At 62.5% G+C, this 863-nt stretch carries 1 protein-coding gene; it reads right to left on the bottom strand.

The window, feature by feature from the left end; genetic code table 11:
• Positions 1-863, bottom strand: an 863-nt coding sequence (locus GHN86_RS22970; RefSeq protein WP_228389648.1) for an ImcF-related family protein, incomplete at both ends; no start/stop codon positions are given.

Consider the following 863-nt stretch of genomic DNA (forward strand, 5'->3'; position numbering starts at 1 on the left):
GCCGCGTCGGCCTTTTCGGGGCGCGCCATCATCAGGTACGCCTTCAATAAATCGTAGGCGCCACGGGCACGATTGGCCCGCTCGGCACTGCCCGGCGGCAGCGCGAGCAACGCACTGAGTTGCTGGTGCAGATTGGCCGCGGCGGGATCGCGTATCAATCGGTTATTGGCCTCAACGTAACGGGGCCACAGGGTTTTGAGCAGTTCGGGGTTTTGGTTAAGGCCGAAACGCTGATACCAGGGCACACCGTTTACCGCGCGATAATCGAGCCGCGCCAATTCGCGCATGAGTTCGTTCAGCGCCATAAGCTGTGGATCGCCCTGCTCCGGTTGCTGCAAGGCCGCCAGTGAAGTCTGTACCTGCGCGATTTGAACGCGGTTGGTCACAAATGACAGCAACAGGCCTGCGCCCCATAACGCGACCAAGCCGACTGCCAGCGCATAGCCTATACGTGGCGCGCTCCAGCCCAAGCGGCGGTGCGCAGGTGCATCATCCAACACACCCTGCCACGCAGCATCCAGCGGCCAATGGTGTTTTCGCTCACTGAGCGTGCGGAGTTGCGGCAGGCTGAACCACACCCCGCGCAGCGGCACGCCACGGGCAAACGCACCCAGCAACGGCGCGAGCACCTGACGCCAGCGCGCAATGCCTTCGCTCTGCAAATCGCGGGACAATCGCAGCAGAAAGTCATGACGCATTTCATCCTGCATCTGCGCCAAGCCCTGCTGACGCAAAGGCTGCTGCAACGCCGCCAGCGACGTGCCCAACTGCTCTAACGTGAAGTGCGCCGGCAACAGACAACCGACTGGCTGGGCAGCACGTTTGGGCTGCGGCCATTCACTGTCGCAGACTTGCCAAAGGTG

Origin of the sequence: Pseudomonas helleri (genome assembly GCF_009600315.1) — a bacterium.
Lineage (GTDB): Bacteria > Pseudomonadota > Gammaproteobacteria > Pseudomonadales > Pseudomonadaceae > Aquipseudomonas > Aquipseudomonas helleri_A.